Origin of the sequence: Robertmurraya beringensis (assembly GCF_042433785.1) — a bacterium.
GTDB lineage: Bacteria > Bacillota > Bacilli > Bacillales > Cytobacillaceae > Robertmurraya_A > Robertmurraya_A beringensis.
Window position 1 is genome coordinate 224,310 of record NZ_JBHLUU010000032.1, and the last position, 6,866, is coordinate 231,175.

The 6,866-nt window shown below is 40.6% G+C and carries 8 protein-coding genes, 1 pseudogene and 1 riboswitch; of the genes and pseudogenes, 4 read left to right on the forward strand and 5 right to left on the reverse strand.

All coding sequences use genetic code 11. The features are described from left to right. Window positions 1–29: 29 nt before the first annotated feature. Genes ribH through ribE form a run of 3 tightly spaced genes read right to left on the reverse strand, consistent with a single transcriptional unit; the run spans window position 30 to window position 2,372 of the window. The gene (gene ribH, locus ACFFHF_RS11685; protein WP_160545906.1) at window positions 30–497 is read right to left on the reverse strand and encodes a 6,7-dimethyl-8-ribityllumazine synthase; all 468 of its coding nucleotides are present in this window, start codon (window positions 495–497) and stop codon (window positions 30–32) included. 12 nt (window positions 498–509) lie between these two features. Further along, window positions 510–1,703 carry a bifunctional 3,4-dihydroxy-2-butanone-4-phosphate synthase/GTP cyclohydrolase II gene (locus ACFFHF_RS11690; RefSeq protein WP_160545907.1) on the reverse strand — a complete coding sequence of 398 codons (1,194 nt, stop codon included), beginning with the start codon at window positions 1,701–1,703 and terminating at the stop codon, window positions 510–512. Window positions 1,704–1,715: 12 nt separating this feature from the next. Then, the gene (gene ribE / locus ACFFHF_RS11695; RefSeq protein ID WP_160545908.1) at window positions 1,716–2,372 is read right to left on the reverse strand and encodes a riboflavin synthase; all 657 of its coding nucleotides are present in this window, start codon (window positions 2,370–2,372) and stop codon (window positions 1,716–1,718) included. A gap of 414 nt (window positions 2,373–2,786) precedes the next feature. Continuing rightward, window positions 2,787–2,934, reverse strand: a riboswitch (FMN riboswitch). 167 nt (window positions 2,935–3,101) lie between these two features. On the opposite strand from ribE, the gene ACFFHF_RS11700 reads away from it, so the two are divergent. Together ACFFHF_RS11700 and bshB2 are read left to right on the forward strand one after the other, a co-directional pair. Next, a complete protein-coding gene (locus ACFFHF_RS11700; protein WP_119710310.1) occupies window positions 3,102–3,449 on the forward strand; it encodes a YojF family protein in 348 nt (115 codons plus the stop codon). A 13-nt stretch (window positions 3,450–3,462) separates the two neighbouring features. Beyond that, the gene (gene bshB2, locus ACFFHF_RS11705) at window positions 3,463–4,128 is read left to right on the forward strand and encodes a bacillithiol biosynthesis deacetylase BshB2 (protein ID WP_160545909.1); all 666 of its coding nucleotides are present in this window, start codon (window positions 3,463–3,465) and stop codon (window positions 4,126–4,128) included. Window positions 4,129–4,167: 39 nt separating this feature from the next. Here bshB2 and ACFFHF_RS11710 read toward each other — a convergent pair whose 3' ends face one another. After that, window positions 4,168–4,617, reverse strand: coding sequence for an SRPBCC family protein (locus ACFFHF_RS11710; RefSeq protein ID WP_377058206.1), 450 nt, complete (start codon window positions 4,615–4,617; stop codon window positions 4,168–4,170). Between the two features lie 157 nt (window positions 4,618–4,774). Here ACFFHF_RS11710 and ACFFHF_RS11715 point away from each other — a divergent pair. Both ACFFHF_RS11715 and ACFFHF_RS11720 read left to right on the forward strand, forming a co-directional pair. Beyond that, window positions 4,775–5,253: pseudogene (locus ACFFHF_RS11715) on the forward strand (ABC transporter ATP-binding protein). After that, on the forward strand, window positions 5,253–6,092 hold the full coding sequence (locus ACFFHF_RS11720) for an ABC transporter permease (RefSeq protein WP_377058207.1): 840 nt from the start codon (window positions 5,253–5,255) through the stop codon (window positions 6,090–6,092). Before ACFFHF_RS11715 ends, ACFFHF_RS11720 begins: the two are co-directional and overlap by 1 nt. A gap of 236 nt (window positions 6,093–6,328) precedes the next feature. Here ACFFHF_RS11720 and ACFFHF_RS11725 read toward each other — a convergent pair whose 3' ends face one another. Beyond that, window positions 6,329–6,679 carry a helix-turn-helix domain-containing protein gene (locus ACFFHF_RS11725; RefSeq protein ID WP_340906598.1) on the reverse strand — a complete coding sequence of 117 codons (351 nt, stop codon included), beginning with the start codon at window positions 6,677–6,679 and terminating at the stop codon, window positions 6,329–6,331. Window positions 6,680–6,866 lie beyond the last annotated feature (187 nt).

Below are 6,866 nucleotides of genomic sequence, written 5' to 3' on the forward strand. Positions count from 1 at the left end.
GGTTCAATTCCAGCGGCTTTCATCTATTTTTATTCAAACATACGACCTAAATTCGCCATTTCAATCGCTGAAACCGCTGATTCCCAGCCTTTGTTTCCAGCCTTTGTTCCTGCTCTTTCAATCGCTTGTTCAATTGTATTCGTTGTTAACACACCGAAAATAACAGGAACTCCTGTGTTTAATGTGGTTGCCTGTACTCCTTTTGCTGCTTCATTACATACATAATCGAAGTGTGGAGTGGATCCGCGAATAACCGTTCCTAATGTGATTACTGCATCATATTTTTTGCTTTGGGCCATTTTTTGAGCGATTAGTGGAATTTCAAATGCACCTGGTACCCAAGCCACATCTACATCTTCGTCAGCCACACCGTGTCTTTTCAGAGCATCTTGTGCTCCGCTTAGCAATTTGCTTGTAATAAACTCATTGAAACGACCTACAACGATTCCAACCTTTAACCCACTGCCAACTAAATTCCCTTCAAAGCTTCTTCCCATAATTCATTCCTCCTAAAAGTGTAGTAAATGTCCTAATTTACTTTGTTTTGTTTTTAAATACTTTTCGTTCTCTTCTCTTGATTGCATTTGGATCGGCACACGATCGACAATTTCCAAGCCATACCCTTTTAATCCTTTGATTTTTCGAGGGTTGTTCGTTAACAGTCGAATTTGACTAATTCCTAAATCTTTTAAAATTTGAGCTCCAATCCCGTATTCTCTTAAATCGGCACCAAAGCCAAGCTTTTCGTTCGCTTCAACCGTATCGTAACCTTCCTCTTGCAGCTTATACGCTCTTAGCTTGTTCAACAGTCCCAGTCCTCGACCTTCTTGGCGCAAATACAGTAACACCCCTGCGCCTTCCTGCTCGATCTGACTTAAAGCAGAATGAAGTTGTGGACCACAGTCGCAGCGATACGATCCGAACACATCACCCGTTAAACATTCGGAGTGAACGCGAACAAGAACTGGTTTGCTAGGGTCAATGGTTCCTTTTACTAAAGCCACATGCTCTTTGCCATCGATCAAATTGGAATAACCTACCGCTCGGAATTGGCCAAACTCGGTAGGAAGCTCAATTTCCACTTCTCTTTGAATTAAGCGATCTTCGCGGTTACGATACTCGATCAAATCTTTAATCGTAATCATTTTAACATTTAACTTATCAGCAATCTCTTTTAACTGTGGAACACGTGCCATGCTCCCGTCTTCATTCATGATCTCGCAAATAACCCCTGCTGGTTTTGCTCCGGATAATATGGCCAAGTCAACAGCCGCCTCCGTATGACCCGTACGCTTAAGCACCCCGCCTTTTTTTGCAATGAGTGGAAAAATATGACCTGGGCGTTTAAAATCAGCTGCCTTAGATTCAGGGTTGAGCATTTGTAAGATGGTATCCGAACGCTCAAAGGCCGATATACCAGTCGTTGAGCTTTTATGATCAATACTAACGGTGAAGGCTGTCCCATGGGGATCGGTGTTTCTTGCCACCATCGGCATGAGCTCGAGCTTCTGAGCTAGCTCTTCTTCGATTGGAACACAGATTAACCCTCTTCCATGCGTGGCCATTAGATTGATGACCTCTGGAGTTGTTTTTTCCGCTAACGAAAGGAAATCCCCTTCGTTTTCTCGATCTTCATCATCACAGACGATGATTACTTTTCCATTCTTTAAGTCTTCCAATGCTTCTTCAATCGAATTAAACATGTCTTTTCCTCCTTATTTAAACCCATTTTCCTCTAGAAATTGAGTGGTGAGAGAAGAACTCTTTTGAATGGTTTGAGTGGATTGTTTGGATAAAAAGTGTGAAATGTACTTGCCAATCATATCGCACTCAATATTTACGATGTCCCCAGCCCCTTTTCGCCCGATTATCGTTTCTGATAACGTGTGTGGAATCAGCGAGAGAAGGAAACTCGTCTCTGACACACCAAAAACGGTTAAACTTGTCCCATCTACCGTAACGGACCCTTTTTCAATAATGTAGTGTAAGAGATCGCTCGCTGCTTCTATCTCGTAGTACACAGCGTTGGCAACTTCTCTCTTTTCTTTAATCACCCCAAGGCCATCCACATGCCCCGACACAAAATGACCACCAAACCGTCCGCCAGCTGCCATGGCCCTTTCCAGGTTGACATGGGAACCTGGTTCCACATCTCGTAAACTGGTTGCCTTAATCGTTTCTGGCATCACATCTACGGTAAATGCGTTAGACGTGAAAGAAGTAACCGTCAAACAAACCCCATTCACGGCGATACTGTCGCCAAGTTTTACATCCGCGAGAATATGATTGGCCTCAATCGTTAACACCGAAGATTGCCCTGTATTCTTTGTATTGGTTACAAGTCCAATTTCCTCAATAATCCCTGTAAACATATTTCTTGCCTCCTTCCTTGGTTAAGTTACTTATGCCGCTCGTTTTACCAGTTTCCTTCTTGTAGCATTTCCGAAAACCTCGGGAATCTCTCGTTAGACTGTATCAAAAGCTTATGACTCTTAAAGACAAAACTCTTCACCAACACAGGTCATAAACAAACTTTTATGACCTAGGCATACCTTTTTTCTTTCCATACGTGTCATAAACCATCGTTTATGACCTTTGAACCTAATTTTTACCTAGCAACCAGTCATAACCACACTTTTATAACCTGTTGCCACCATATTCCTTCGAAATGGAGTCATAAAAAAATAAAAACCCCGCACCAATAAAGGAACGGGGTCAGAAAAATGGCAATGTCAAATAAAGGTCTAAAAATGGGTACACTTCACCCATACACGTAAACCAGAATTTTTTTCCTTCTCCCATCCAGACTTTTACTGTCGGCTCTGGAGTTTCACCAGATCCACCGTTTGAATGAACACTCAAACGGGTCACGGACTAAGAAGCTCTTGCTTCATCACCGCCGGTTGGGAATTGCACCCGACCCCGAAGGAATACTATTTAAATTGCTCTCATTATACATAATCTTTTCGCAAAAGGAAACCTAAAACTCTTACCGACAGAATTTTGTTATAAAAACAACAATCCTACTTTTCGCTTTTCCCTCATGTTTTTAGTAAAATAAAGATTATTACATGCGTTAATGAAGTGAAGGAGGAAATAATATGGAGCTCGTTATAGTGGAAGAAGTTCAAAAAGAGCTAAACCGTCTTGCGAACCAAGATGTGTATATACATTTAGAAACGACAAATGGAGCGTATGCAACTCATAATGATGAATCCTTTTTTTCCTCAGGGGCATTTATTCGCAATGCACTGGTGAAATATGAGATTGGTCAAATCAAAGGAAATGGGCCTTACCGCATTGGCTTGAAGCTGAACATTGGCTGGGTTTATGCGGAAGGAATCACTCATTTTGAAGTAGATGATCAAAATAGATTATTAATGGCTGGACATGATTATCAAGGTAAACTAGCAGTTGCCTTCCAAATCAGTCCAACACCATTTGAGTAGAAAGGAGCGCATCATGGAAAAAGAACGTCAAATTTTAGTTATATTCCCTCACCCTGACGACGAGGCATTCGGCGTTTCAGGCACCCTTGCTTTGCATATCCAAAACGGGACACCTGTCACATATGCCTGCTTAACGCTTGGTGAAATGGGACGGAACTTAGGGAATCCACCGTTTGCAACAAGAGAGTCGCTCCCGCAAATTCGTAAAGTGGAACTTCAAAACGCAGCTCAGTCGATTGGAATCCAAGATTTACGTATGCTCGGATATCGCGATAAAACGGTAGAATTTGAAGATCCTGAAAGATTAGCGGATCATATGGGAGAAATTATTGCCGATGTGAACCCGTCATTAATCATCACGTTTTATCCAGGATATTCCGTACACCCTGACCACGATGCAACGGGGGCTGCGGTCGTGAAAGCCGTCGGTCGATTAGCTCCAGAAAAAAGACCTAAGCTTCACTGTGTAGCTTTTTCAAAAAACACATTGGATGAGCTCGGAGCACCAGATATCGTCAATGATGTCACAGCTGTATCTGATCAGAAAATTGCCACGATCAAGGCTCATGCGTCGCAAACGCAATTAATGATTCAAAATATGGCCGAAAAGCTTAAAGCAAATGATCCCGACATGATTGCTTGGGTAAATAACGAACGTTTCTGGACGTATAAATTTTAAATCTTCGCCCACAGGATTCCTAGCCTGCGGGCTCTTTCTTTATCTATGAACTTCTTCTGTCTCAAGTACTTCTTTTAACTTTTGTAATTGTCCGCCATCTTCATTTTTAATTATTTTAACTAACTGTTTTTTCGTAAGGAAGCTTAAAAAGCCTCCCGTTTTGACTTCGGCCTCCATCTCGACCTGGGTACCTTCCTCAATCGCCGAAAAAGTATAGTGATATAGGATTTCTACTCCATTGGATACGCTTTTTGAGGTAAAGGAAGTGGGTCGAGCGAACTCGGTAATGTGAACTTCCGCTTGAATACGCCTTCTTCTCACAAGCCTTGTTTCCAAGAATCGGCTTCCATGCCCAACTGGTCCAGTAGACAATTTCTCCATATCCGTCACAAACGGCAATAGTTCTGTAGCATGTTCTAGGTTTGATAGATAACTAAACACTTCTTCGATCGGTCGGTGAATGATCTCACTTACTCGAAAATCAGCCATTATTATGCACCTCGAGACGATTGTTTGTCCTTATTATACTAAAATCAAAGGAAAACCTCTGTCGAAAATATTCACAAAATCTCCCTTTTCATTTGAAAAAGTTTCGCTTATGATAGTAATGAGTGATTACTCACTTTTATTATAAGGAGGGATTCACATGAATCCAATCGTCCAAATTGAACAGGTGACAAAGCACTTTGGTAAGCAAGAAGTATTAAAAGGAATTGATTTAGATATTAACGAGGGAGAAATCTTCGGGTTGCTTGGTCCATCCGGCGCAGGGGAAACGACACTTGTGAAGCAGCTAGTGGGTCTTGAGCTGGAGGAATGAAGCGACGACTCTCGCTGGCAATCGCTCTTATCCATGAACCAAAGTTATTAATTTTAGATGAACCTACGGTGGGGATTGACCCTGTGCTTCGAAAAAGCATTTGGGATTCCTTTTATGAGCTAAAACAGCGTGGAGTAACCATTATTGTCACCACACATGTCATGGATGAGGCAGATAAATGCGAAAGATTAGGGATGATAAGGGACGGACACTTAATCGCTGTCGGTACTCCTCAAGCCCTAAAAGAAAGCATGAACAGTACGAGTCTTGAAGATGCCTTTTTGAGCTATGGAGGTGGGAACTGATGCGCGTCATGGCCCTTGTAAGAAGAATTTTAAAACAAATTGTTCGTGATAAACGAACGATGCTACTACTCATTATGGCTCCAATCCTTGTTTTAACGATGCTTCATCTCGTCTTTAATGGAGACAGCTACTCACCAAAGGTTGGTTTTGTCGACCTTCCCACTTCCCTTGTAGAACAGCTTGATGATCATGAAGCAACCATCAGCCTATACGAAACAACAAACGAAGCAAAGACTGCCTTAAAGGACCGAGACATCGATGGCTATGTGAGTATGTCAGGTACCTCTCTTCAGCTAACGTTAGAAGGTAGTGACCCGACCATCAACGGAGCGACGATGAAGTGGTTACAAGAGTCACTGAAGTCACTGCAGCCTGACTCTTCCGCTACCATGCTTAAAGTCAACTATCTTCACGGTTCAAGCGAAATGAGCCAGTTTGACTCGTTCGGACCCGTGTTGTTAGGATTTTTCATCTTCTTTTTCGTATTTCTGATTGCTGGAGTTTCCTTTTTACGTGAACGAACGACCGGAACACTTGAGAGACTGCTCTGTAGTCCCCTTCGAAAATGGGAAATCGTCGTTGGCTATGTGGTTGGGTTTGGAATTTTCACGATGATACAAGCGACCATTATTGCCTCCTATGCCATTTATGTTCTTGGAATGATGATGGAGGGTGCGTTCATTTATGTTCTTGTCATCACCTTACTTTTATCTCTGACCGCCTTAACACTCGGGGTCCTATTGTCGGCATTCGCTAACAATGAGTTACAAATGATTCAGTTTATTCCGCTTGTGATTGTTCCACACTACTTTTGTATAACGTCAAGTACGTGGAGATAATATTTTTTTTGTTATCAATACTATATTGTATTAATTTTATCCATATTTCCTGGACAAAATCTGGTTTACAATAGTCATATCCTATTTAAAGCAAAATAAAAAGGCTATTTTTTAAATAACCTAACTTCCCCTCTTTTTCTACAGTCGGGTCTTCTTTTATATTAACTTTCCCTTTTTTATTAATTATTAGTAGAAGCTAATGAATAAATTGTGACAAACTTATAGGGGAGCATACATTAATTTTTTCTATTGTATTCTTTTATTTCTTTTACAATATTATAAATAAGGATTAATTCATCTTTAGTTGAGTTTTCAAGGATAACGTTAAGTTTATTTATTACATCCTTTTTATCACCTTCACCCTCAATATCTATTGAATGATATTGGAAAAGGAAAAGAGGGGATATATTCAGCCCTACTAACAATTTCTCTAAAGTTTCCATTGAAATATTTCGTTCTCCTCTTTCAACTCCCCCAATATAAGAATCCTGTAGTCCTGCTAATTCAGCAAGTTGTTCCTGTGTTAAACCTTTTTGTTTCCTAATGGCCCTTATCCGCGAGCCTACAGTCAATAATAAATTAGACAAAATACTCACCTCTTATTTAACTGTAGACAAGAAAAATTCACTAATTAATATGTATGCATTCACTAGTGTTGTATTAATTTAATTTCACTATTTAAAAAACTCAAAATGTTCAATTTTATTATTTTATGCAAAGAAAAAGTCCTTTATAATGGATAGGTCAGGTGGTAATCCCGTCCAAATCCAATAA